This is a genomic window from Streptomyces sp. GDS52 (assembly GCF_052246875.1).
Classification (GTDB): Bacteria; Actinomycetota; Actinomycetes; order Streptomycetales; family Streptomycetaceae; genus Streptomyces; species Streptomyces cathayae.
Map to the genome: position 1 here is coordinate 933,299 of NZ_CM125966.1, position 23,794 is coordinate 957,092.

Here is a 23,794-nt window from a genome sequence, read left to right on the forward strand (position 1 = left end):
ACATCCTCCCCCTCCTGGAGAAGGAGGGGGATTCCTGGCTCAGGCTGCCGCCGGGAGCAGCGCTCCCGGCGGTCTTGTGCCCTCGGCACCAGCCGGGTTGAGACCAGCCCGGACCAGCATCACGCGTGCGGAGTTCTTGTCTCTGGGGGAGACGGCCTGGCAGGCGGTGCAGGTGTAGGTACGTTCCGAGAGAGGAAGTGCGTGCTTGGTTCTCGCTCCGCACGACGCACAGTCCATGGTGGTGTGCGCGGGGTGCACCAGGCGGACGTCCCGCCCGTGCTTGCGGCCCATCTCGATCAGGGCCTGTTTGGTGGCGCCGATCGCGGCGTCGGCGGCCTTGCGGGCCATGGTGGTGCGGGCGAGGAACTTCGGCCGGAAGTCCTCGACGGCGACGGCGTCGTGGTCGGTCACGACGCGTTTGGCCCACTTGCGGGCGGTGTCCTGCCGCTGCCGGGCCACCTTCTTGTGCAGTCTCGCGGCCTGGGCCTGCGCCCGCCGGTAACCCTTGGACGCGGCCTGCCCGCGGGCGGGCTTGCGGCGGGCCATCATCCGCTGATAGCGGGCGAGGCGCTGCGCGGCCCGCTTGCCGTGTTCGGCGTGCGGCAGGTCGTGCGCGTCGGACGTGGTGGTCGCAGTCTGCTGGACGCCCCAGTCCACGCCGATCACAGCGCCCGTGGCCGGGAGCGGCTGGGCTTCGGTGGCGACGACGAACGACGCGTACCAGTGGCCGACGCTGTCCCGGTACACCCGCACCGACGAGGGTGCGCAGGGCAGGTCCCGCGACCACACCACCGTCAGGGCGATCTTGCCTGCCAGGTGCAGACGGCCGTCCTTCAGGCGTAAGCCCCGGGTGGTGTAGTTCAGGCTCGGGGCGGCCTCGCGCTTCTTCTTGTGGCGCGGCATTCCCGCACGTCGCTTCACCGGGAGACGCTTGTCGATGTCCTTCAGCGCCTTGGAACGAGCCGTGGCGAAGTCCCGGACGGTCTGCTGCTGGGGGACGCTCGCGCCGTCGCGGAGCCATGGCGTACGGGCACGGGCCTCGGTCAGCATCTTGTCGAGCCGGGCCGGACCGCACGTCAGCCCATCGTCCGGGTGCACCTTGTTGTGGGCGTGCACCTGGCGGGACTTGGCCACGCATTCGTTCCACACCCAGCGGCAGCGGTCCCACTCGGCGAGCAGGGCGGTGCGGGCGGTCGACGACACCCGCAGCCGGTAGGTGTACCGGGCATGCCCCGTCCTGTCGGCCCCTGCTGCGTGCGCCACACCCTCACCCCCTCCCGCATTCCGGCCGCGCCGACCCTGCGAGGCGACCGTACGCACGAGATCCGCACACCCGCACCCCTCTCCCGCCCCGACCACCCCCACCAGCGAACACCGGCACACACGTTCGCCTGCCCCGGTCCCACCGGGCAAGCCACAGCGGCACTCCATGCTCAGAGGGGGCAGGACGCCGCGACGTCCCGCGCCGCTGTCGCGGAATGCGATTCTCCCCCGCAAGCGGGAGGTGCCCCCACCCCGGCGTGAACGCCGGGGCCTCCTCGCAAGAGACCAGGTGATCACCGCCGATGCCCTGCACACCCAGCACGCCCACGCCACCTACCTCCGCGAACGCGGCGCCCACTACATCGCCCAGGTCAAGGCCAACCACCCCACCCTGTTCGACCGCGTCCGCTGCCTGCCCCGGCGCGAGATCACGCTCGACCACCACGAGTGAACCCGGACCCACCACCGCCTGAAGACCGCTGCCTTCGCGCACATCGACCATCCCGACGCCCACCAGGCCCTCCAGGTCGTGCGCCGGCGCAAGGACTTCAGCAGCGGAAAGCTCACCATCGAGCGCGTCTACCTGCTCACCAGCCTGCCGCCGGGAGCCGTGAGCGGCGCTCAGCTCGCCGCGTGGATCAGAGGGCACTGGAAGATCGAAAATCTTCTGCACCACGTCCGGGACCGCACCTTCCGCGAGGACGACTCCAAGATCCATATCGGCCGGCTCCCGCGCGTCATGGCCGGCCCGCGCAACAACGCCGCCCACACGGCCGATTCACGGATTTCCCAACGGAGTCCTTCACGCCGGGGCTTTCTGCAAGGAACCCGGTAAGCCTCTCGGGCGGCCTTGCCAAGACCATCGTCGCCAACCCGCGGGGTCGATCATGATTCGCACTCCGGTGGGCGAGTCCCGGCCCCGGGCTCAGGCGGCGACCGGCGGCGGCACGGCGGGCGGCGGGACGGAGGGCACGGCCGCCGGCCCGGCGGGCGGTGCGGCCGGGGCGCAGCGGTTCACCAGTTCGTCCATCGACAGGTCGAGCGCGCGGGCGAGGGCGGCCACCGTGAAGAACGCCGGGGTGGGGGCCCGCCCGGTCTCGATCTTCCGGAGGGTCTCCGGGGAGATGCCCGCGCTCGCCGCGACCCGCGTCATGCTCCGGTCGCCGCGCGCCTCCCGCAGCAGCCGGCCGAGCCGCTCGCCGCGTTCACGTTCTTCGGGGGTGAGAGGGGTGCGCACCATGCCGTCATTCTAATACCGGTATAGTAATTGGCATGGTGGAGCTGAAGACCGACAGGTCGATCGACGCGATGTACGAGGCGGGCCAGGTCGTCGCGGACGCCCTGAAGGCCGTGCGGAAGGCCGCCGGGGTGGGGGTGTCCCTGCTGGAACTGGACGAGGTGGCCCGGGAGGTGCTGCGCGGGGCGGGTGCGGGTTCGCCCTTCCTGGGCTACCGGCCGTCCTTCGCCCCGACCCCGTTCCCCGCCGTCATCTGCGCGTCGGTCAACGACGCGATCGTGCACGGCGTCCCGGACGGCTACCGGCTGCGTGACGGCGACCTGGTGTCCGTGGACTTCGGTGCCGAACTGGGCGGCTGGGTCGGCGACTCGGCGATCAGTTTCCTCGTGGGCACCCCCCGTGCGGACGACGTGAGGCTGGTCGAGACCGCCGAGCGGGCCCTGGCGGCGGGCATCGGGGCCGCCGTCGTCGGCAACCGGATCGGGGACATCGCGCACGCGATCGGCACGGTGTGCCGCGCGGCGGGCTACGGCATCCTGGACGGCTTCGGCGGGCACGGCATCGGCCGTCGTATGCACGAGGACCCGCCCGTCCCCAACGAGGGCCGGCCGGGCCGGGGCATGCCGCTGCGGCACGGCATGGTGCTGGCGATCGAGCCCATGCTCATCGGCGGCGGCACCGACGGCTTTCGCACCGCGCCCGACGGCTGGACCCTGCGCACCGTCGACGGCTCGCGCGCCGCCCACGCCGAACACACCGTCGCGATCACCACCGCCGGCCCCCGCGTCCTGACGGCCCGGTGAAACCGGCTGCCGCAAGGCCCCGCGGGCGTGCCGCGGACCTGCTCCGCCCGGCCCGCTTCCGAAGTGCTGCGCCGAAGCGATCGTGCGAAGGTGTTCTACGAGCGCGACGCAGGCAGCACACACGCCACACGCACACCTGCGGGCACCCTGCGCACCGCGGGAACACGCACGGGTGTAACCGGGAGACGGCCGGGCACCCGCGTCCGGACCGACCGTACGTCGAGCAGTGAGCGCGCCCCGGGGCTCCTTCGGGTTCCCGGTTCCGCCCGGCCCAGGGGGATCCCGCGGGGGCGCCGGAACGGATGTCCATGAGCAGCGGGTTCACGGGTCCGCAGGGCTACGGCTCGGACCCCTTCGGAGAATTCCTCGCACGCTTCTTCGGCGGGCCGCGCCCCCGGCAGATCGACATCGGCCGGCTGCTGAGCCAGCCGGCCAGGGAACTGGTGCGCGGCGCCGCGCAGTACGCCGCCGAGCACGGCAGCCGGGACCTGGACACCCAGCACCTGCTGCGCGCCGCGCTCGCCACCGATCCGACCCGCGACCTGATCAGTCGGACGGGCACGGATCCCGACTCGCTGGCGGCGGAGATCGACGAACGGTCCGGGCCCGTCCAGCACGGGCCGGACGACGCCCCGCCGCCGACGTCGCTCTCGCTGACCCCCGCCGTCAAACGGGCGCTGCTGGACGCCCACGAGATGGCCCGGTCGACCGGGGCCGGCTACATCGGCCCGGAGCACGTCCTCAGCGCCCTGGCCGCCAACCCCGACTCGGCCGCCGGGCACATCCTGAACTCGGCCCACTTCACCTCCGCCGGGATGCCGCTGCCGGACGCCGCGCCGGACGCCGCACCGCCGCGCACCGAGCGGCCCCGCCCCGCGACGGGCACGCCGACGCTGGACAAGTACGGCCGTGACCTGACCGAGCTGGCCCATGAGGGCCGGATCGACCCGGTGATCGGGCGGGAGGAGGAGATCGAGCAGACCGTCGAGGTGCTCTCCCGGCGCGGCAAGAACAATCCGGTGCTGATCGGTGACGCGGGCGTCGGCAAGACCGCCGTGGTGGAGGGTCTGGCGCAGCGGATCGCCGACGGGGACGTGCCCGATGTGCTCATGACCCGGCGGGTGGTCTCCCTGGACCTGCCGGGCGTGGTCGCCGGTACCCGCTACCGGGGAGACTTCGAGGAGCGGCTGAACACCATCGTCGACGAGATCCGCGCCCACTCCGACCGGCTGATCGTCTTCATCGACGAGCTGCACACCGTCGTGGGCGCCGGAGGCGGCGGCGAGGGCGGTTCGATGGACGCCGGCAACATCCTCAAGCCGGCGCTGGCCCGCGGTGAGCTGCACATCGTGGGCGCGACCACGCTGGAGGAGTACCGGCGGATCGAGAAGGACGCGGCACTGGCCCGCCGCTTCCAGCCGGTCATGGTGCCGGAACCCACGCCTGCGGACACGGTCGCGATCCTGCGCGGACTGCGCGACCGGTACGAGGCCCACCACCAGGTCCGCTACACCGACGAGGCGCTGGTGGCGGCCGTGGAGCTGTCCGACCGCTACCTCAGCGAGCGCCGCCTGCCGGACAAGGCGATCGACCTGATCGACCAGGCCGGCGCCCGGATTCGGCTGCGGGCCCGGACCAAGGGCACGGACGTACGCGCCATGGAGCGGGAGCTGGAGCAGCTGACCTACGACAAGGACCAGGCCGTCGCCGACGAGAAGTACGAGCAGGCGACGCAGTTGCGCGACCGCATCGGCGTGCTGAAGGAGCGGATCGCCGAGGCCGGCGGTGAGGGCCGGGTCGACGAGGGACAGAGTCTGGTGGTGGACGCCGAGGCGATCGCGGAGGTGGTCTCCCGGCAGACCGGCGTCCCGGTCAGCAGGCTCACCGAGGAGGAGAAGGACCGGCTGCTGGGCCTCGAGGAGCACCTGCACCAGCGGGTCGTCGGCCAGGACGAGGCGGTGCGGGTGGTCTCGGACGCGGTGCTGCGCTCCCGGGCCGGGCTCGCCAGCCCCGACCGGCCGATCGGCAGCTTCCTGTTCCTCGGGCCGACCGGCGTCGGCAAGACGGAGCTGGCCCGGGCGCTGGCCGAGGCCCTGTTCGGCAGCGAGGACCGGATGGTCCGCCTCGACATGAGCGAGTACCAGGAGCGGCACACGGTCAGCCGGCTGGTCGGTGCCCCGCCCGGGTACGTCGGCCACGAGGAGGCGGGGCAGCTGACCGAGGTGGTGCGCAGGCATCCGTACTCGCTGCTGCTCCTCGACGAGGTGGAGAAGGCGCACCCCGACGTCTTCAACATCCTGCTCCAGGTCCTGGACGACGGCCGGCTGACCGATTCCCAGGGCCGGACGGTCGACTTCAGCAACACCGTCATCGTGATGACCAGCAACCTCGGTTCCGAGGCGATCACCCGCCGCGGTGCCACGCTGGGCTTCGCGACGGGCGGCGCGGAGGCGGACGAGGAGGCGCGGCGCGAGCAGATCCTGCGGCCGCTGCGGGAGCACTTCCGGCCCGAGTTCCTCAACCGGATCGACGAGGTGGTGGTGTTCCGCCAGCTCACCGCCGGGGAGCTGCGGCAGATCACCGATCTGCTGCTGGAGGGGACGCGGCGCGGCCTGCGGGGCCAGGGCGTCACGGTCGAGTTCACCGACTCCGCCGTGGACTGGCTGGCGCGGCGCGGCCATCAGCCCGAGTACGGGGCCCGGCCGCTGCGCCGCACCATCCAGCGCGAGGTCGACAACCAGCTCTCCCGGCTGCTGCTGGACGGCAGTGTCCGGGGCGGCGACCGGGTGACGGTGGACACGGCGGACGGGAACCTCATGTTCCGGACCGGGGCGAGGGCCGGCACCGAGCCCGAGGGAACCGGAACCGAGGCAGGGGCGGCCCCGGACTCAGGGGCCGGGCCCTGGCGCGGGGAGCCGCAGGCTCCCGAACAGTGAGCGGACAGGAGCCTCACGTTCCGGACGGGGCCGGGTCCAGCGGACGAGAGCGGACCCGGCACCGGAACCGAGGCAGGGCAGGCCCGGACACAGGGGCCGGGCCCTGGCCCGGAGAGGCGCCGGCTTCCGGGCGGTGAGGGTGGCGGGACGGCCCTCCGGCCCTCGCTCACCGTGCCGGAGGGCGCCGTTCCCGGCCCGCGGGCCGCATCACCGGTCACCGCGTCACCGCGTCAGCGGTGCTCCGGGTGTACGACCATCGCGGAACCGCCGCCGCGGCGGGTCTGCTCCGCCGCGGCGAGCCATCGGCCGTCCGGCAGCCGCTGTACGGCGGTGGCCGCGCCGATCTCCGGGTTCTCCTGGAACGAGTGCCCGATCGCCTCCAGCTTCTGCCGCAGCGCGCTGTCGTACAAGCCGGGTTCGAGGTCCGTGCGGGCCGTGTTGCGCTGGCTGGCGCGCGGCGCGGCGATCGCGTCGACCAGCGGCAGGCCTCGGTCGAGGAACCCGGTGAGGGTGTGCAGCACGGTGGTGATGATGGTCGAACCGCCGGGCGAACCGAGCGCCACGACCGGCCGGTCGTGCCGGTCGAGCACGATCGTCGGAGCGATCGAGGACCGGGGCCGCTTGCCGGGGCTCGGCAGGTTCGGGTCGTGCACGGCCGGGTTCGCCGGGGCGAAGGAGAAGTCCGTCAGCTCGTTGTTGAGCAGGAACCCGCGGCCGGGCACGGTGATGCCGCTGCCGCCGGTCTGCTCGATGGTGAGGGTGTAGGCGACGACGTTGCCCCACCGGTCGGCGGTGGTCAGGTGCGTGGTGCTCTCGCCCTCGTACGTCGTCGGCGCCGCGGTGCCCCCCGTCGCGCAGGGTGCGGGATCGCGCGGGTCGCCGGGGGCGAGCGGGCTGGTGAGGACCGCGTCGTCCTCGATGAGGCACTCGCGGGAGTCGGCGTACCGCTGGGAGAGCAGTTCCTTCGTGGGGACGTCCTCGAAGGCGGGGTCGCCGAGCCAGCGCCCCCGGTCCGCGAACGCGATGCGGCTCGCCTCGATGAGGCGGTGCAGGTAGCGGGTGTCGTCGGCCCGGGTGAGGTCGGTGCGCTCCAGGATGTTGAGGGCCTCGCCGACCGTGGTGCCGCCGGAGGAGGAGGGCGCGATGGAGTAGACGTCCAGGCCGCGGTACGCCGTCTTCGTGGGCGGCTGGGATATGGCCCGGTACGCCGCGAGGTCCCGGGGGGACAGCTCGCCGGGGCGGGCGTTCCAGCCGGAGCCCGGGTCCACGGGCGGCTTGTTGACCGTGTTCACGATGTCCCGGCCGATGCCGCCCCGGTACAGCGCGTCGACACCCTTGCGGCGCAACTCCGCGTAGGTGCGGGCGAGGTCGGGGTTCTTGAAGGTGGAGCCGACCACCGGGAGCCGGCCGCCCGGCAGGAACAGCTCGGCGGTGGCGGGGAAGTGGCGGAAGCGGGTCTCGTTGGCGGCGGTCTGCGCGCGGAAGGTCTCGTCGACGGTGAAACCGTCGCGGGCGAGCCGCTCGGCGGGCTCCAGGACCGTGTCGAGCCGTTTGCTGCCCCACTGGTCCAGCGCCCGCTGCCAGGTGGCCGGCGTGCCGGGGGTGCCGACGCCGAGGCCGCTGCTGACGGCCTCGGCGAAGGGGATCGGCGTGCCGTTCTCCAGGAAGAGGCCGGAGTCGGCGGTCAGCGGGGCTCTCTCGCGTCCGTCGATCGTGTGCACGGTGCGGGAGCGGGCGTCGTAGTGGACGAAGTAGCCGCCTCCGCCGATGCCGGCCGAGTAGGGCTCGGTGACGCCGAGCGCGGCGGCGACGGCGACGGCCGCGTCGACGGCGTTCCCGCCCTTCCTGAGGACCTCGATCCCGGCGGCGGTGGCGTCGGCGTCGACGCTGGAGACCGCGCCGCCGTGTCCGACCGCCACGGGTGTCTTGGGGGCGGGCCCGCCGGACCCGCCGTGCGCGGCGGGGGGCGGGGCGGCCGCTCCGACCGACGCCACGACGGCGGAGGCCGTCAGGACTGCCAGGAGCACCGGTTTCCGTACGACAGGACAACGCATCCGCACCTCCGTTGAAGAGCCCTCCGCGCAGCCTCATTCAACGCCATGTTCGCGTCAGAAGCATGCGGGGCGTGCCGTCACAACTCCTCCCGGCGGCCTTTCCCCCGGGGTCCCGGACACCGGCCGGTGGGCCGGGGTTCAGTAAGCGGGCTGCTTGACCAGCAGTTCGGGGCGGGCCGCGATCTCCGGCCGGTACACCTCCTCGTCCCAGGCCTCGGGCGCCACCGGGCGGAGCGCGATGGAGACCACGTCCTCCTCCACCTCGAAGGCGTCGCGGACCGCCTCGGTGAGGCGGGTGACGAGACGTTCCCGTCCGGCCTCGTCGAGGTCCTTCGGGAAGTGGCTGATGGTCACGTGCGGCACGGGATCCTCCTCGATTCTCGGTGAATGGTCTTGCTGAGTTCGTCCACGCCCGGGTCGCGCAGGGCGCCGTAGTGGTCGGCGTCGAGGCGGACGGCGGTCGTGGGCGTACCGGTGCGGGCGAGCAGCCGCTCCAGGTGGGACTCCTCGTCGCCGCGGGCCGTGAGGACGGTGACCGGTGCCGTGATGCGCCGGTCGGCCGGCAGCCAGTCGTAGGTGCGGCGGACGAGGCGGATGATGCGGCGGACGGTGCCGGGGTCGAGCCGGCGCAGGCGGCGGGCGACGAAGTCGGCGAAGGACTCCTGGTCCGTCGCGTGGCGCAGGCACTCCTCCAGCAGCGGTCCGTCGGTGCCGGCCGCGAAGACGGAGTAGAGGATGGTGCGGAAGGTGCGGTCCGTGAAGTCCGTCACCGGGTCGCCGTCTCCCCCGGAGACCGCCGCCCCTGCCGGGCTCGGCGGGGCGGTCCGCGGGAGCCGGGGGGACCCCGGGGCGATGAGCAGCAGGTGGTCCACCTCCTCGCCCGCCTGCTCGAGCAGCCAGGCCGCCTCGAAGGCGACGCGGGCGCCGAAGGAGTAGCCCCACAGGGTGTAGGGGCCGGTGGGCTGGACGGCCCGGATGGCCGCCACGTCGGCCGCGGCCGTCTCCGGCAGGCTGCCGTGCGGGGTCTCGCCGGGGTTCAGTCCGTGTGCCTGGACGCCGTGGAACGGCCGGTCGCCGGCCGTTCGGGTGGCGAGCAGCCGCAGGTTCATGGCGTAGCCACCGAGGCCGGGCCAGCAGAAGACGGGCCGGCCGCCGTCCGTGGTGTGCAGCGGGACGAGGCGGGAGGCGCCCTGCCCTCCGGCGGTGTCGACACGCTGGGCGAGCCGTTCCACGGTGGGCGCCTCGAAGACCACCTGGAGCGGCAGCCGGGTGCCGAACTCCCGGTTGATGCGGTGGACGAGGGCGACGGCGACGATCGAGTTGCCGCCGCAGGCGAAGAGGTCGTCGCGGACGGACACCGTGTCCCGCTTCAGCGCGGCCTTCCACAGTTCGCACAGCCGTGTCTCGGTGCGGGTGCGGGGCGGGACGAGCGGGCGGTCGTCCCGGGCGAGGGCCTCGTCGACGCGGGCGGCGAGGGCGGTGGCGTCGACCTTGCCGTTGGCGGTGAGCGGGAGCCGGTCGAGCACCAGGATCCGGTGGGGCAGCATGAAGTCGGGCAGCAGCCCGCCGAGATCATCCTTGATCATCTCAGCGGGGCCCTTCATGTGGACACTGTCCTCGTCCATGCCCTCGTGGGCCCGCTGGTGTTCGCTGATCCGGCCGCCGACGGCGAAGTAGCACGGGCCGGTGGGCCGTCCGCTCTCCTCCAGGAGGGCGGTGATCCGGCGGGCGGCGGGCAGGTCGTGTCCGGTGCGGGAGCTGTACCCGCAGGACATGAGCCCGAGGCCGGACTCGTTGTGCTGGAGCCGCTGGAGCGCGCGGCCCAGGTCGATGGAGCGGCGCCACTGTGGGCCGGTGCGGCTGACCAGGGTCACGCCGAAGCAGGCACGCTCGTAGACACCCTGGTTGATGGCGATGACGTGCCGTTTGAGGACCAGCCCGGCACCGAGGCGCCGCCAGCCGCCGTCCTCGTACAGGTACTGGCCGGTGGGCAGGCCCATGGTGCTGCCGGGGTGGACCTGCAGGTACACGTCGACCGGGTCGGGGCCGGTGGGGGCGGTGTGCGGGGCGAGCGCGAAGGAGCCCAGGTAGTGGTCGCCGTCGGCGCCGTCGAGCTGCCGGGTGACGGCCGCGTCGTACGGCAGGTCGTGCAGGGTGAGACCGTACCCGGGCAGGATCTCGTCGAGGAGGCCGAGCATGTGGCCGGTCTCGAGTTCCAGGACTTCCTGGATGTTCCGCTTGTAGACGGGCTCGATGGCCGTGCGCCGGCCCAGGAAGTGCAGCCGGACGCCGGGCTCCTGGCGCGTGGTGCCGCCGGTCCGGACCAGGTGGTGGCGCTGCGGGTGGAAGTAGTACGTGCCGGGGGCGAGGCCGGCGATGCCGGTGGCCTCCACCAGGAGCTGGGTGGCGTAGAGCGAACCCGGTGATGCGTAGGCGTACTTGGCGAGGAGGCGTTCGGGGCTGCGGTGGGGGCCGAAGTTCCGGAGCAGACGGCCGAGTTCGGCGAGGGTCAGGTCCTCGGGACGGCGGGGTGCGGCAGCCGGTGCCCGGCGGGTGAGGGCGGTGCGGACGTCGTCGGCGGTGGCGGTGCCGCCCTGGTAGAAGCGGTAGGTCTTGCGGGCGAAGGCACGGCGGCGCTGCTCGGCGTCGGCCGTGGCCCCGGGGAGTTCCACGACGGGCCGTCCGGTGAGTTCGGTGTCGTCGCGGGTGCCGGGGTCGGAGAGCTGGGCTCTGACCTGGAGCTTGGACTCCTTGGAGCGGTGGTGGTCGCCGGCGTCGCTCTGGTCCATCAACGCGGCCTCGCGGGGGCTGAGTTCGATGCAGGCGACCAGGTTCTGGAAGCCGGTGCGGTGGTCGTCGCGGACGAGGACGGCGGCGTTGCGGACCCAGTCGTGGGCCTCGACGGCGAGGCGTATCTCGTCGAGTTCGATGCGGAAGCCGCGGAGCTTGACCTGGTTGTCGGCGCGTCCGGTGAACTGCACGGTGCCGTCGGGGTTGTGGTGGGCGAGGTCGCCGGTGCGGTAGAGCCGGTCGTGCGGTGCCGGGTCGCCGAACGGGCTGTCGATGAAGCGTTCAGCCGTGAGGTCGGGGCGGTGCAGATAGCCGCGGGCGAGCTGCACGCCGCTGATGTGGAGCTCGCCGGTCTCCCCCGGTGCCACGGGCCGCAGGCCGGGGCCGAGGATGTGGTAGCGGGTTCCGGCCACCGGTGTACCGATGGTCACCGCGTGGGCGCCGTCGCCGAGGTCGGCCGGGTCCACGGTGCGGGCCGAGGTGTTGATGGTGCACTCGGTGGGCCCGTAGAGGTTCACCAGCGTGCAGCCCGGAAGTATTCCGAGGAATGTCCCGGCCAGGGAACGGGAAAGCGCCTCACCGCCGCTGAAAAGGTGTCGCAGGGAAACGCAGCGGTGGAGTTCGTCGGTGTCGACGAGCGCTTGGAGCAGTGTGGGGACGCACTGCAGGACGGTCACTCCGCGCTGTTCCACCGTTTCGACGATGCGGACCGGGTCGCGGTGAATTCCGGAGGTTCCGACGACGATGCGCGCACCGTGCGCGACGGCCAGGATCTCCCATTGCGCGGCGTCGAAACTCATCGGTGTCTTCTGCAGGACGACGGCGTCCGCACCGAGCCCGTACGTGGTCGCGAGCCACCTCATCTGGTGGACGACGGACCGATGCTCGATCATGACTCCCTTGGGCTTTCCGGTGCTTCCCGAGGTGTAGACGACATAAGCGAGATCGCACGGGCGGGGCTGCTCCAGGGGAGGGTCCCCCTGATCGTCCCCATGATTCTTGAGGAATTCCGAGACGTCGCCCGGGGTGATGATCCGGAGTTCCGCCGGAGCGATTTCCGTGAGCCGTCCACGGATTTCCTCCTGAGCGAAAATCACACGCACACCGGATTGCTCCAGCATGAAGCGCAGACGCTCATCGGGATAGTCGGGGGACAGCGGAAGATATCCGCCCCCCGAGTAGAGGACCCCCCAGACGCCGACCATCAGGGCGAGTGACGGCTCGGCGAACACGCCGACCGTCCGGTCGCCCGTCACACCGAGTCCGCGCAGGCAGCGGGCCAGGTCGGTGGCGGCGTCATGGAGCTCGCGAAAGGTCAGGCTGTCGCCTTCGTGGAGCACGGCGACGTGGTCCGGACGAGCGGCGGCCTGTGCCGCCAGCATTTCACCAAGGCTGGTCTCCGCGATCTCCCCGCAGTCCGGCGCACACATTTCTCCCCCTGAATCAGATGCTTTTTCTTCCTCCGAGATCGCAGGAAACTATGGGAGCAGATCGGCACGGTTGGCAAGCTTCGGCCAGCGAATGGCCAATAAGAAGTCATGTATGTGCCGGTTCATCTGCCTTTGCCGGTGCGGAACCGTGATGTTTCCGGCCGTTTCCTCCCCGGGGAGGCCGGCCCGGCCGGGTCGGCGCCCGGTCTCCGGACGCGAGTAGAGCTGCCGGTATGTCATGGTTCGCGCCGGTACACACCCCTGCATTCTGTGCAGTGCGGGGACCCGACCCATCGAACGTATGGCGGGGCGTCCCACGCTTTGGGCAGAGTTCGGGCGTGGAATGGACGGGAGGGGCTATCCATGCACACGCACCAGGAATCCACAGTCACCCTGGAAGAGCTGCGGTCCGATCTCGACGAGATCGACGCCCGTTTCCTCGAGGTGATACGCGAGCGCATCCAGAAGTGCGTCGACATCGGGCACTTCAAACGAGAGCACGACGTTCCGATGATGCAGCCGCACCGAATCGGCGTGGTGCAGGAACGCGCGGCACGGTTCGGTGAACTGCACGGCGTCGACCCGGAATTCCTCCGCAGGCTCTACGACCTGGTCATCGAGGAGACCTGCCGGGTGGAGAACCAGGTGATCGGGGACTCCGTATGAGAACTCTGCTCATCGACAACTACGACTCGTTCACCTACAACCTCTACCAGCTCCTCGGCGAGGTGAACGGCCGCCCGCCGGTCGTCGTCCGCAACGACACCGACTGGGAAAGCCTGGGGCTCGACGAGTACGACGCGATCGTCGTCTCCCCCGGCCCCGGCCGGCCCGACCGGGAGCGCGACTTCGGCATCAGCGCCCGGGCGATCCTGGAGAGCGGGCTGCCGGTCCTGGGGGTGTGTCTCGGCCACCAGGGCATCACGCGCCTCTTCGGCGGCGAGGTGGGGCTCGCGCCGCAGCCCATGCACGGACGGGTCTCCGCCGTGCGGCACACCGGCGCCGACCTCTTCGAGGGCCTGCCCAGCCCCTTCGACGTGGTCCGCTACCACTCCCTGGCCGCCGGCGACCTGCCCGACGTGCTGGAAGCCGTCGCCTGGACGGACGACGACGTGGTGATGGGCGTACGGCACCGCACCCTGCCGGTCTGGGGCGTGCAGTTCCACCCGGAGTCCATCAGCAGCGAGTACGGCCGCGAACTCCTTGCGAACTTCCGCGACCTGGCACTGGCCCACGGCCGCCGTGCCGTGCCCGGCACGGCCGGTACGTCCGACGCGTCCCGGGCCACCGCCCCGTACACGGTGCACGTGCGCACGGTCGGCACGCGTCCCGACACCGAGGCCGCCTACCGCGAGCTGTTCGCCGGCGGCAGCCACGGCTTCTGGCTCGACAGCAGCCGCGTCATCGAGGGCCTGTCCCGCTTCTCCTTCCTCGGGAACGGCGGAGGTCCCCTCGCCGAGTACGTCACGTACCGCTCCTCCGACGGCTTCGTCACGGTCGAGACGCCGGGGCGGCCCGACCGTGACGACGAGATCGTCGAACAGGGCTTCTTCGACTACCTGGACGCGCAGGTGCGGCTGCGCGCCGTCCCCACTCCGGACGGCCTGCCCTTCGACTTCAACCTCGGCTACCTCGGCTACCTCGGCTACGAACTCAAGGCCGAGACCGGTGCGGAGACCGCGTACAAGGCGGAAACCCCGGACGCCGCACTGCTGTTCGTCGACCGCATGCTCGCCGTCGATCACGTCGAGGGGGTCTGCCACCTGCTGGCCCTGTCCCAGGGCGGCGAGGACGCGGACGCCCGGCGCTGGCTGGACGACACGGAGAAGCGCCTGCGCCTGCTGCCCGCGCCCGCGACGGACGCCGGCCCCGTCCGGTTCTCCGGCACCGGCATGACCGACCCGGCGGCGGCCGGCACCGCCCGGCTGCGGCACGACCGCGAGGCCTACCTCGACCGGATCGCCCACAGCATGGAGGAGATACGCCAGGGCGAGACGTACGAGGTGTGCCTGACCAACACGGTCACCCTGCAGGCCTCCATCGACCCGCTCACCACCTACGCGCACCTGAGGCGCATCAGCCCGGTGCCGTACGGCGCGCTGCTCGACTACCCCGGGGTGGCGGTACTGAGCGCGTCGCCGGAGCGGTTCCTGACGGTCGGCACCGACCGGGTCGCCGAGTCGAAGCCGATCAAGGGCACCCGGCCGCGCGGCAGCACCCCGGAGGAGGACGAGGCGCTGCGGCGCGACCTCATGAGCCAGGAGAAGGACCGCGCCGAGAACCTGATGATCGTGGACCTGATCCGCAACGACCTCAACGTGGTCTCCGAGGTCGGTTCGGTGCACGTGCCGCGGCTGTTCCACGTCGAGACGTACGCGCCCGTGCACCAGCTGGTGTCCACGATCCGCGGCACGCTGCGGTCCGACGAGACGGCCGTCACCTGCGTGCGTGCCGCCTTCCCCGGCGGCTCCATGACCGGCGCGCCGAAGCGCCGCACGATGGAGATCATCGACCGGCTGGAGGAGGGCCCGCGCGGCGTCTACTCCGGCTCGCTGGGGTGGTTCTCGCTCAGCGGCGCGGCCGACCTCAGCATCGTCATCCGCACGCTGGTGGCCACGGCGGACCGGGTCAGCTTCGGTGTCGGCGGTGCCATCGTGGCCCTGTCCGACGCGGAGGAGGAGTTCGAGGAGACGGTGGTGAAGTCGCGGGCCATGGTCACCGCGGTCCTCGCCACCGCCCGGGACGCCGCCCCTGGTGAGCCCGTGGCGCCCGGGAGCGGTCACGGAGGCGCCTCGTGATCAGACGTGCCGTGGTGGTCGGCGGGGCCGGAGCGGTCGGCCGGCTCTTCACCGACCGGCTGCTCGCCTCCGGCGTCCAGGTGACGGTCGTCGACACCGCCGAGCCGGACGGGAGCACCGGGCGGGCCGCCCGTCTGCGGGGCGACGTCACCGCCGTCGACTTCCGCCTGGCCGCCGAACTCGGCCACGCCGACCTGGTGGTCCTCGCCGTGCCGGAACCGGTGGCGCTCAAGGCGATCCGCGGCCTCGCCGCGGAACTGCGGCCCGACGCCCTCCTCGTGGACACCCTGTCCGTCAAGGGCCCGGTGGCCCGGGCCGTCCGGGCCGAGGCCCCGGGGGTACAGGCAGTCGGCCTGAACCCGATGTTCGCCCCGTCCCTCGGCTTCGAGGGCCGCCCGGTGGCCGCCGTCGTGGTCCACGCCGGTACCCGCACGGAGGAACTGCTCGCCCTCGTGGAGACCTGGGGCGCCACCGTCGTCCGGCTCGACGAACAGCGGCACGACCGGCTGGCCGCCGCCTCGCAGACCCTCGTGCACGCCGCGGTGCTCTCCTTCGGCCTCGCCCTCACCCGGCTGGACGTCCCCGCCGAGGACCTGCGGGCCGCCGCGCCGCCACCCGCGAACGCCCTGCTCGCGCTGCTCGCCCGGATCGCCTCCGGCACACCCGAGGTGTACTGGGACGTCCAGCACGGCAACCCCGAGGCGGCCCCGGCCCGCAAGGCCCTGGCCGACGCCGTCCGCCGGCTGGCGGAGACCGTCGAGCACGGCACGCAGGCCGACTTCACCGATCTCCTCACCGAACTCCGCACCCACCTCGGCACCGACCTCGCCCACCACCGGGACACCTGCGCCGCGCTGTTCGCGCGGATCTGAGCCGGGTCACGTCCTCACCCGACACTTCCTGGAAGGCATTCCATGAGCACCTTCGCTCCGACCGTCCTGACTCCCGAGCAGCGCACGGCCGTCGCCGCCGATCCCGGCATCGGAGGCGGCAACCTGCTGCGGTCGGCACTCGCCGTGAACCCGGCGCCCGGCGTGCCGTTCATCCACTCCACCCGCCCCATCGCCACCCCGGACGGCGAATCCCGGCAGGCTTTCAGCCTCGCCGAGTTCGACGCGCTCGCGCAGAGCTGGTCGGCCTGGTACCTGGAGCGCGGGGTACGGCCCCGGGACCGTGTGACGGTCTGGTTCGAGGACTCCGTCAGCTACTCGCTGCACTTCCACGCCCTCGCCCAGATCGGCGCGGTCGCCCTGCTCATCAACTCCAACGCGTCGCGGACCATCGCCACCTCCCTGATCGAGCAGACCACGCCCGTCGGCCTGTACGCCGACCGCGCCCGCCTGGAACTGCTCGGCGACACCTCGGCCCTCGGCCTCCGGTGGATACAGGCGGCCGAGGAGCTCCCGGCCCCGCCGGCCGCGACGCTCACCGGGGACCAGTACTGGAACCACCACGACGACGACCCGGTCACGATCCTGCACTCGTCCGGCACCACGGGACGTCCCAAGCCGACCATCCACACGCACAAGTCGATCGTGTCGGGCCCCAAGTTCCGCCTCGTCGACCACACCGAGCAGCCGGGCGCCCTGATGATGACCGCCCTGCCGCAGTCCCACCTCGGCTGCATCGCCTACACGCTGTACGCGGTCCTCGGTGGCACCCCGATCGTGGCGCCCTGCGACCTCGACGGCGCCGAACTCGCCGCCAACGTCGAGAAGTACCGGCCCACCGCGGTCATGTCGTTCTCCCACGGCTACGCCGAGTTGGCCTGTGCCGAGGTGGAGCCGGGCTCGCTCGACTCGGTCGATGTGTGGGTGTCCATCGGTGACGCCGTCCACCAGTCCCACATCACCAAGGTGCTGTCGCTGCGCGGCCCGGACCGGGAACCCGCGGCGTTCTTCGACCGGCTCGGCACCACCGAGCTCGGCTGGGGTGTGCTGCTGAAGGTCCGCACCCTCGAGTCCGAGCGCAACGACCGCTGCGCCGGCAAGCCGGTCGGCGTCGCCGAGGTCACCGTCCTGCGCGGCGACGGCAGCCACGCCGCCGACGACGAGGTCGGCCACCTGGCCGCCAAGGGGCCTGCCGTCACGCCCGGTTACTGGTCGGACTCCGGCACCACCTACCAGCACAAGCTGGCCGGATACTGGCTGCCCGGCGACATGGCCTACCGCGACTCCCAGGGCGACTTCTTCCTGGTGGACCGCGCCGTCGACGCCATCCACACCAAGGGCGGCACCGGCTACTCGGTGTTCATGGAGGAAGTCGTCCTCAACGACGTGTCCGGCCTGGGCGACGTCGCGGTGATCGCCGGGCGGAAGGACGGCGAGGTCGTCCCCGTCGCCGTCGTCACCACGGACGCGGCCCCGGAGCCGGAGAAGCTGCTGGCCCTCGCCAACGAGTCCCTCGATGCCGCCGGTCACCCGCGGTTGGGCTTCCTGGAGATCGTGTACGACAAGGCAGACTTCCCGGTCGGTGTCACCGGTAAGGTTCTCAAGCGTCAACTGCGCGAAAAGTACGCCGATTTGGCAACTTACGTGAAGGACGCCGAGGGCAAGTCGTTCGCCACCACCCCGGAGGTCTCCGCGTGAAGAACCCCAGCACCGCGCCCGCAGCCGGCGACCCGTCCCGCGCCGAGGTCGACTTCTACTTCGACCCGGCCTGCCCGTTCGCCTGGATCACCTCCCGCTGGATCCTCGAGGTGGCCGCGCTCCGCGACATCGCGCTGCGGTTCCGTGTGATGAGCCTGTACGTCCTCAACGAGGGCCGGGAACTGCCCGACTGGTACCGCACCCTCGTGGACGACTCGCTCGCGCTCACCCGGATCTGCACGGCGGTCGCCGAACAGCACGGCGAGGAGGCGCTGCCCGGCCTGTACACGGCCCTCGGCACGCGCATCCACAACGGCGGCAACAAGGACTATCTCGCCGTCGCGGCCGAGGCGTTGGAGGAGACCGGTCTGCCCGTGTCGCTCCTCGAGGCCGCGCACAGCGACGCGTACGACGAGTCGCTGCGCAAGAGCCACCACGAGGGCATGGACCCGGTCGGTGAGGACGTGGGCACGCCCACCCTCCACATCGACGGCGTCGCCTTCTTCGGTCCGGTCCTGAACTCGATCCCGCGCGGGGAGGAGGCCGCGCGCATCTTCGACGGGGCGCGTGCCCTCGCGAACTACCCCGACTTCTTCGAGCTGAAGCGAACCCGCACCGGCAAGCTCCGGTTCGACTGAGCGCCCGCCGTCCGGGCCGCTCCCACCGGACGGGAGCGGCCCGGCGCACACCACAGCCCCGCACCCCGCACCTGCCCGGACCCGATGCCCGTACGACCGACCGAGGAAAGCCGGACCCATGGACACGTTGCAGCCCGCCGGAGCGCGCCCGGACGCCTTTGTGCTCACCGGATCCTTCCTGGTCGTGTGCCGGGCGCCCCTCTACCTCTCGGAGCTCGCCCGCCGCGGCCTGAAGGTCCTCCTCGTCACCCCGTCCGTCTGGCGCGAGGAGGCCCTGCGGGCCAGGCAGGACCCCGGCCACCCCGCCTCCGCCATCGACGACCTCGCGTTCGTCGACGGCGACGTGACCCTCGAGAACTCCTATCTGCCCGGCGTCGTCTCCGCGGTCCGCCGCTGGCGCGACGCCTACACCGTCGTGGGCGCCTACGCCGTGGGCGAGACGCAGGTCGAGCCGACCGGTGTCGTCACCGACGCGCTCGGCCTGCCCACCCCGGGGCTGCGCGCCACCCGTGCCTGCCGCAGCAAGTACCTCCAGCGCTGGTACCTGCCGGAGTTCAGCCCCCGCAGCCTCACCGTCCCGGGCGGCGAACGCGACACCGCCGACCTCTCCGCCGTCCGCTACCCGGCCGTGGTCAAGCCCGCCGGCCGCCACTCCAGCTCCGGGGTGGAGACCGTCGGGACCGCCGGGGAGCTGCGGCAGCGGCTCGGCGCCTACCCGGCGCACGAGACGGTGCTCGTCGAGGAGAAGGTCATCGGCCAGGAGTACTCCGTCGAGTCACTGGTGCAGCACGGCCGGATCCTGTTCGCGTCCGCCACCCGCAAGGACACCACCGACAGCCACGCCCGGACCTTCGTCGAGCTGTCCCACACCGTGCCCAGCGACCGTCCGGAGCACGACCGCGCCCTCCTCGACGCCAACGCCCGCATGCTGGAACAGCTCGGCTTCCGCGACGGCATCGCGCACGCCGAGTGGCGTGTCGACGCCACCGACCGTCCCGTGCTCATGGAGGTCGCCGCCCGCACGCCCGGCGACGGTCTGTGCGTGCTGTACGAACTCGCCACCGGTGCCCCGCTCGAGCCCGAGATCATGCGCATCGCCCTGGGCGAGCCCGCCTCGTACCCGGCGCCCGCCCGGGTCGCCCGCCAGGTCTACCTGGAGCACGGGGCGGGCGTGCTGCGGGACGTCACCGTCGACGGCTTCGACGTCACGCCCGCCTGGGTCGGCGAGGGCGGTCTGTGGCCGCGTATCGCACCGGGCGCACCCCAGGACGCGCCGGCGCTGCGTGCCGTCCTCGTCCACCGGGACCGCGGCACGGTCCTCGGCGAACTGCGCAGCTCGGAGGACCGTGCCCTGTCCTTCTTCATCGACGCGCCCACCGTCGCCGAGCTCGACGCGCTCGAGGCGCGGGTGCGCGGGGCCGTCACCCTCCACCTCACGCCCGTCCCGCCGCCGGTGCCCGACACCGTCACCCACGTCCTGGTCGGCTACAGCCCCGTCATGCTCGGCAAGCTGGACGGCCGGCTGCCCGCGGGGTCGGTGCTGGTGCTGGAGGAGCCGGCGGTCATCGCGGCCCGGGGCATCGCCGGGCTCGCCGACGAGCACCCGAGCGTGGCGGCGCTGCTGCCGGCCCCCTCGCAGGACGAGCGGAACCCGGAGCGGATCGGCTCCACGGTGCCCCGGCCGCCCCGCGTCCGCGCCGTGGTGCCGGTCGTCGAGTACGGCGTGGTCGTCGCCGCCGCCCTCGCCGAGGAGTGGGGCCTGCCCGGTGCCGGCCCCAAGGCCGCCCGTGTGCTGCGTGACAAGGGCCTGCTGCGGGAGGCCCTGGCGGGCAGCGGCGTCGACCAGCCCGCCTGGGCCCTCGTCGCGGGGCCGGAGGAGGTCGCCGCGTTCCGGGACGCGCACGGCGGCGAGGCCGTCCTCAAGCCCGCCGGCCGGCAGGCCAGCCTCGGGGTGCAGCTCCTCGGTCCCGGCGACGACGTGACCGCGGCCTGGCGGCACACCACCACGGCCGACGAGCCCACGCTGCGCGCCCAGTACCCGGGCACCGCCCGCTATCTGGTCGAACAGCGCCTGTACGGGCCCGAGGTGAGCGTGGAGGCCGTCGTGCACGACGGCGTCGTCGGCTTCACCAACATCACCGCGAAGAGCGTGCTGGACTCCCGGTACCCGGTGGAGACCGGCCATGCGGTGCCGGCCCCGCTGGACGCGGCCACCGCCGACGCCCTGCGCGACGCGCTCACCGGGCTGGCCGCCGCCGTCGGTTTCGGCTCCGGTGTCCTGCACTCCGAGTGGATCCTCGTCGGCGACGACCGCCGCCCGCACCTGGTGGAGTGCGCCGGCCGGCTTCCCGGCGGGGGCATCACGGTCCTGATCGACCTCGCCCACGACACCGACATCCTCCGCGATCTGCTGTGCGTCCTGGAGGGGCGCGGACCGGTCGGCCCGCTGCCGGTGCGGCGCGGTGCCGCCGTGCGGTTCCTGACGGCCGAGCCGGGCCGGGTCGAGTCGGTCACCGGCGCCGAGGAGGCGCGGGCCGCGGAGGGGGTGCACGAGCTGCACCTGACCGTCGCCCCCGGGGCCGTCGTCCGTGCCACCACCAGCTCGTGGGAGCGGGCCGGTTTCGCCGTCGCGACCGGCCCGGACGTGTCCGCGGCCGTCCGCCGGGCCGAGCACGCGGTGTCCCTCGTCTCCGTCCGCACCGACCCTCAGGGGCAGCAGTGAGATCCATCAGCTGGCGGGATTACGTCCCGGCGACGCCGGCCGGCCGCACCTTCGCGGTCATCTCCCTGGTCAACGCCATCGGCACGGGCCTCTATCTGGCCGCGTCCGCGGTGTTCTTCGTCCGCTCGGTGGGCCTGACCCCGGCCCAGGTGGGCTTCGCGCTCGCGGTGGCGGGGGTCGCCGGATTCCTCACGACCGTGCCGATCGGTGCGGCCGGTGACCGGTTCGGTGCCCAGCGCACCCTGATCGCGCTGCAGGTGTGGCGGGCGGGCGGCTTCGTCGCCCTGTGCTTCGCCGAGGGCCTGGCCCTGTTCACCGTCGTGTCGTGCTGCCTGGCCGCCGCCGAGGCGGCCACCCAGCCGATGACGCAGGCCGTGGCGTCCGCGACCGTGGCCGGCAGCGACCGCACCCGCACCATGGCCATCATCCGCACCGTGCGCAATGCCGGGTTCTCGCTGGGAGCGTTGCTGGCCACCCCGCTCATCGCCGCCGACAGCGTGTGGGCGTACCGGGGCATCGTCCTCGGCACGGCCGCCGCGTTCGTCGTCTCGGCCCTCATGCTGACCCGGCTGCGCATCGCCGGTGCCGACACGCCGCAGCGGAAGGTGAGCGCGTTCACGGCCGTACGGCAGTTCCGCAACTGGCGGTACGGGCTGCTGACGGTCCTCAACGGCGTGCTCAACCTGCACGTCACGATCCTGTCCGTGGGCATCCCGCTGTGGGTGCTGGAGGCCACCGAGGTGCCGGCCGCCCTGCTGCCCGGCCTGGTGCTGGTCAACACGTTGCTGTCGATCGCGCTCCAGGTGCCCGTCGCCAAGGCCGCCGAACGCGAGGGCGGAGCCGTCCGCGCCCTGCGCCTCGGCGGTGTCGCCATGGTGCTGTGCTGCGTGGCCCTCGCGGTCGCCGCCGGACCGGACTCCGCCTGGGCCGCGGCGGTGGCGCTCGTCGTGGCGTGCGTCCTGCTGACGTTCGGCGAGATGTGGCAGGCCACCGGCGGCTGGGAGCTCAGTTACGACCACGCGCCCGAGGACCGCAAGGGCGTCTACCTGTCCGTGTTCAGCCTCGGCAACACCGCACAGCGCATCGCCGGACCCGCCCTGATCACGTCCGTGGTGATGGCCGCCGGGCCGGCCGGGTGGATCGGACTGGCCGCCGTGTTCGCCGTGGCCGCCCTGTTCGTCACGCCCGTCACCCGCGCCCTGGCGAACGCCCCCGTGCCGCCCGCCCCCGCCCTGTCCGCCGAGACCGCCGAAGGGACCGCGCGATGACCGACGCGCACGACCCGCACCGCACGGCCGCGACGCCCGCACCGCACCGCACGGCCGGCGATCCGCCGGACCTGCTTCTCGTCGGTGTGGGCACCATGGGCCGCCCCTACCTGGACGCCGCCGCCCGCCTCGGCGTGCGGGTCCGGGCCGTGGAGTCGGCGGCGGCGTGGGACAGCCGCCCCACGCACCTCGCCGCCTCCTTCCACCGTGTGGAGGGCCACGGCGACGAGGCGTGGGTGGGCGCCGTGGCGCGGGCGGCCGCGGAGCGCGCCCCCGACGGCCTGATCGCGTTCGCCGAACCGCACGTCCTCGCCGGGGCGCTCACGCAGGAGCGGCTCGGTCTGCCCGGACCGTCCCTGCACGCGGCCGTCATCTCCCGCAACAAGGCCCTGCAGCGCGCCACGTTCGCCGCGTACGGCGTGTCCCAGCCGGAGCACCTGCACGTGGCGGGCATCGCCGACGGCGCCGCGTGGATGCAAGGCCGGCTGCCCGTCGTCGTGAAGCCGCTGACCCTCGCGGGCAGCGAGGGCGTGGAGCTCGTCCGGGACGCCGCCGGTGTCGACGAGGCCGTGGCCCGCCGTGCCGGGGAAGGACCGGTGCTGGTCGAGGAGGCGGTGCAGGGCCCCGAGTACAGCTGGGAGGCGCTGGTCCGCGACGGCGAGGTGCTGTTCGAGAACGTCACCGCCAAGGACACGACCTCGCCGCCGTACTTCGTCGAGCTCGCCCACCGCTGCGGTCACGCGTTCGCGCCCGGCCCGGACGCGCGGGTGCGCGAGCTGACCCGGGGCGTGCTCACGGCGATCGGCATGCGCACCGGTCTCGTCCACCTGGAGTTCAAGGTGGGGGCCCGGGGCCCCGCGCTGATGGAGGTCGCCGTCCGCACGCCGGGCGACTACCTGCCCGACGCGATCGGCCTCACCTACGGCTTCGACGTGTACGAGGCCGTGGTGCGGCTCGCCCTCGGCCTGCCGCTGCCCGATCTACCGAAAGCGCCCGTGCGCCACGCCGCCACCGTCTTCCCCACCGCCGCGCCCGGCACCATCCGCGAGATCCGCGGGGTCGCCGAGGTGGAGGCCCACCCCGCCGTCGTCCGCGTGCGGCTCCGCAAGGCCGCCGGGGACACCGTGCGGCCCCTCACCTCTTCGTCGCAGCGCATGGGTCATGTGCTCGTCGACGCGGCCTCGCCCGCCGAACGGGAGGACGCCCTGGCGTTCGTACGCGAGAACCTGCGCGTCCTCGTCGAGCCGAACTGAACCGGAGGAACCGG

The 23,794-nt window shown here is 72.7% G+C and carries 17 protein-coding genes; 12 read left to right on the forward strand and 5 right to left on the reverse strand.

The features are described 5' to 3' along the window. Nucleotides 1-39: 39 nt before the first annotated feature. Complete coding sequence (locus tag ACTWJ9_RS04250) at nt 40-1,263, reverse strand: RNA-guided endonuclease InsQ/TnpB family protein (protein ID WP_443295213.1); 1,224 nt, start codon at nt 1,261-1,263, stop codon at nt 40-42. A 289-nt stretch (nt 1,264-1,552) separates the two neighbouring features. Between ACTWJ9_RS04250 and ACTWJ9_RS04255 the strand changes: the two genes are divergently transcribed. Together ACTWJ9_RS04255 and ACTWJ9_RS04260 are read left to right on the forward strand one after the other, a co-directional pair. Further along, nucleotides 1,553-1,714 (forward strand): hypothetical protein, encoded by a 162-nt coding sequence (locus tag ACTWJ9_RS04255; RefSeq protein ID WP_279332690.1) that lies wholly within the window; start codon nt 1,553-1,555, stop codon nt 1,712-1,714. Between the two features lie 78 nt (nt 1,715-1,792). Continuing rightward, the gene (locus ACTWJ9_RS04260; RefSeq protein ID WP_279332691.1) at nt 1,793-2,098 is read left to right on the forward strand and encodes a hypothetical protein; all 306 of its coding nucleotides are present in this window, start codon (nt 1,793-1,795) and stop codon (nt 2,096-2,098) included. A gap of 90 nt (nt 2,099-2,188) precedes the next feature. Here ACTWJ9_RS04260 and ACTWJ9_RS04265 read toward each other — a convergent pair whose 3' ends face one another. Continuing rightward, nucleotides 2,189-2,503, reverse strand: coding sequence for a helix-turn-helix domain-containing protein (locus ACTWJ9_RS04265; RefSeq protein ID WP_279332692.1), 315 nt, complete (start codon nt 2,501-2,503; stop codon nt 2,189-2,191). A 32-nt stretch (nt 2,504-2,535) separates the two neighbouring features. On the opposite strand from ACTWJ9_RS04265, the gene map reads away from it, so the two are divergent. Both map and ACTWJ9_RS04275 read left to right on the forward strand, forming a co-directional pair. Further along, the gene (gene map, locus ACTWJ9_RS04270) at nt 2,536-3,303 is read left to right on the forward strand and encodes a type I methionyl aminopeptidase (RefSeq protein ID WP_388705197.1); all 768 of its coding nucleotides are present in this window, start codon (nt 2,536-2,538) and stop codon (nt 3,301-3,303) included. A 308-nt stretch (nt 3,304-3,611) separates the two neighbouring features. Next, nucleotides 3,612-6,239 (forward strand): ATP-dependent Clp protease ATP-binding subunit, encoded by a 2,628-nt coding sequence (locus ACTWJ9_RS04275; protein ID WP_443295214.1) that lies wholly within the window; start codon nt 3,612-3,614, stop codon nt 6,237-6,239. 230 nt (nt 6,240-6,469) lie between these two features. On the opposite strand, the gene ggt is transcribed toward ACTWJ9_RS04275, so the two are convergent. The 3 genes from ggt to ACTWJ9_RS04290 all read right to left on the reverse strand — a co-directional run bounded on the left by ggt (nt 6,470) and on the right by ACTWJ9_RS04290 (nt 12,465). After that, nucleotides 6,470-8,293 carry a gamma-glutamyltransferase gene (ggt, locus tag ACTWJ9_RS04280; RefSeq protein WP_443295215.1) on the reverse strand — a complete coding sequence of 608 codons (1,824 nt, stop codon included), beginning with the start codon at nt 8,291-8,293 and terminating at the stop codon, nt 6,470-6,472. A 138-nt stretch (nt 8,294-8,431) separates the two neighbouring features. After that, nucleotides 8,432-8,656, reverse strand: a complete 225-nt coding sequence (locus ACTWJ9_RS04285) for a tautomerase family protein (RefSeq protein WP_279332697.1) — start codon at nt 8,654-8,656, stop codon at nt 8,432-8,434. Further along, a complete protein-coding gene (locus tag ACTWJ9_RS04290) occupies nt 8,644-12,465 on the reverse strand; it encodes an amino acid adenylation domain-containing protein (RefSeq protein ID WP_443295216.1) in 3,822 nt (1,273 codons plus the stop codon). Before ACTWJ9_RS04290 ends, ACTWJ9_RS04285 begins: the two co-directional genes overlap by 13 nt. Before the next feature lie 411 nt (nt 12,466-12,876). On the opposite strand from ACTWJ9_RS04290, the gene ACTWJ9_RS04295 reads away from it, so the two are divergent. From ACTWJ9_RS04295 to ACTWJ9_RS04330, 8 genes are all read left to right on the forward strand, one after another. After that, the gene (locus tag ACTWJ9_RS04295) at nt 12,877-13,179 is read left to right on the forward strand and encodes a chorismate mutase family protein (RefSeq protein WP_279332699.1); all 303 of its coding nucleotides are present in this window, start codon (nt 12,877-12,879) and stop codon (nt 13,177-13,179) included. After that, nucleotides 13,176-15,311 (forward strand): aminodeoxychorismate synthase component I, encoded by a 2,136-nt coding sequence (gene pabB, locus ACTWJ9_RS04300; protein ID WP_443295217.1) that lies wholly within the window; start codon nt 13,176-13,178, stop codon nt 15,309-15,311. The genes ACTWJ9_RS04295 and pabB overlap by 4 nt, the downstream gene beginning before the upstream one ends. Beyond that, nucleotides 15,308-16,183, forward strand: a complete 876-nt coding sequence (locus ACTWJ9_RS04305; protein WP_279332701.1) for a prephenate dehydrogenase/arogenate dehydrogenase family protein — start codon at nt 15,308-15,310, stop codon at nt 16,181-16,183. Before pabB ends, ACTWJ9_RS04305 begins: the two co-directional genes overlap by 4 nt. A gap of 42 nt (nt 16,184-16,225) precedes the next feature. Further along, complete coding sequence (locus ACTWJ9_RS04310) at nt 16,226-17,899, forward strand: class I adenylate-forming enzyme family protein (protein WP_443295218.1); 1,674 nt, start codon at nt 16,226-16,228, stop codon at nt 17,897-17,899. Then, nucleotides 17,896-18,537: a mycothiol-dependent nitroreductase Rv2466c family protein gene (locus ACTWJ9_RS04315; RefSeq protein WP_388705213.1), complete on the forward strand. Its 642-nt coding sequence runs from the start codon at nt 17,896-17,898 to the stop codon at nt 18,535-18,537. The genes ACTWJ9_RS04310 and ACTWJ9_RS04315 overlap by 4 nt, the downstream gene beginning before the upstream one ends. A gap of 118 nt (nt 18,538-18,655) precedes the next feature. Further along, nucleotides 18,656-21,259 (forward strand): ATP-grasp domain-containing protein, encoded by a 2,604-nt coding sequence (locus ACTWJ9_RS04320; RefSeq protein ID WP_279332704.1) that lies wholly within the window; start codon nt 18,656-18,658, stop codon nt 21,257-21,259. Further along, the gene (locus ACTWJ9_RS04325) at nt 21,256-22,527 is read left to right on the forward strand and encodes an MFS transporter (RefSeq protein WP_387036847.1); all 1,272 of its coding nucleotides are present in this window, start codon (nt 21,256-21,258) and stop codon (nt 22,525-22,527) included. The genes ACTWJ9_RS04320 and ACTWJ9_RS04325 overlap by 4 nt, the downstream gene beginning before the upstream one ends. Then, nucleotides 22,524-23,780, forward strand: a complete 1,257-nt coding sequence (locus ACTWJ9_RS04330) for an ATP-grasp domain-containing protein (protein ID WP_388705217.1) — start codon at nt 22,524-22,526, stop codon at nt 23,778-23,780. Before ACTWJ9_RS04325 ends, ACTWJ9_RS04330 begins: the two co-directional genes overlap by 4 nt. The last annotated feature ends 14 nt before the right edge of the window (nt 23,781-23,794 follow it).

What these genes read in the sequence shown, in the direction of transcription:
- ACTWJ9_RS04290 (WP_443295216.1), bottom strand. Translation starts at nt 12,465, where the DNA reads ATGCTGGCGGCACAGGCCGCCGCTCGTCCGGACCACGTCGCCGTGCTC.
- ACTWJ9_RS04295 (WP_279332699.1), top strand. Translation starts at nt 12,877, where the DNA reads ATGCACACGCACCAGGAATCCACAGTCACCCTGGAAGAGCTGCGGTCC.
- ACTWJ9_RS04330 (WP_388705217.1), top strand. Translation starts at nt 22,524, where the DNA reads ATGACCGACGCGCACGACCCGCACCGCACGGCCGCGACGCCCGCACCG.
- ACTWJ9_RS04320 (WP_279332704.1), top strand. Translation starts at nt 18,656, where the DNA reads ATGGACACGTTGCAGCCCGCCGGAGCGCGCCCGGACGCCTTTGTGCTC.
- ACTWJ9_RS04265 (WP_279332692.1), bottom strand. Translation starts at nt 2,503, where the DNA reads ATGGTGCGCACCCCTCTCACCCCCGAAGAACGTGAACGCGGCGAGCGG.
- map (WP_388705197.1), top strand. Translation starts at nt 2,536, where the DNA reads ATGGTGGAGCTGAAGACCGACAGGTCGATCGACGCGATGTACGAGGCG.
- ggt (WP_443295215.1), bottom strand. Translation starts at nt 8,293, where the DNA reads ATGCGTTGTCCTGTCGTACGGAAACCGGTGCTCCTGGCAGTCCTGACG.
- ACTWJ9_RS04310 (WP_443295218.1), top strand. Translation starts at nt 16,226, where the DNA reads ATGAGCACCTTCGCTCCGACCGTCCTGACTCCCGAGCAGCGCACGGCC.
- ACTWJ9_RS04275 (WP_443295214.1), top strand. Translation starts at nt 3,612, where the DNA reads ATGAGCAGCGGGTTCACGGGTCCGCAGGGCTACGGCTCGGACCCCTTC.
- pabB (WP_443295217.1), top strand. Translation starts at nt 13,176, where the DNA reads ATGAGAACTCTGCTCATCGACAACTACGACTCGTTCACCTACAACCTC.